At 43.4% G+C, this 316-nt stretch carries 1 rRNA gene; it reads right to left on the minus strand.

What is annotated here, in order from left to right:
- Window positions 1-88: 88 nt before the first annotated feature.
- Window positions 89-316 (minus strand): 16S ribosomal RNA (locus GQA99_RS20725); the annotation flags it as partial.

Consider the following 316-nt stretch of genomic DNA (forward strand, 5'->3'; position numbering starts at 1 on the left):
CTCACCCGTCTTTCGCTACTAGTTAATGGTTTTAAATTGTTCTCATCACAGATACTGTTCCAAAAAGGACCCAGTTCTGTTAATTCTTGTCACTTCTTCGACGAGGTGTCATTGAGAAATTTTCGCTCCTGCTGCCTTCCTTGGAAGTGGAGGCAGTGTCTCAGGCCTCCTCTCCGAAATCAAACCCTAATCTCTCGTTATCCGTTAGAACCTTTTTAGTCAAAGGCACTACAAACAAAGTTGATAGATCAGTCACAGGTGCAGAGCATCGAAAGACGTAAGTCGATCGATTAGCCCGTTTATAGCACTTCAAAAG

Origin of the sequence: Shewanella litoralis (assembly GCF_009828585.1) — a bacterium.
Taxonomy (GTDB): Bacteria; Pseudomonadota; Gammaproteobacteria; order Enterobacterales; family Shewanellaceae; genus Shewanella; species Shewanella litoralis.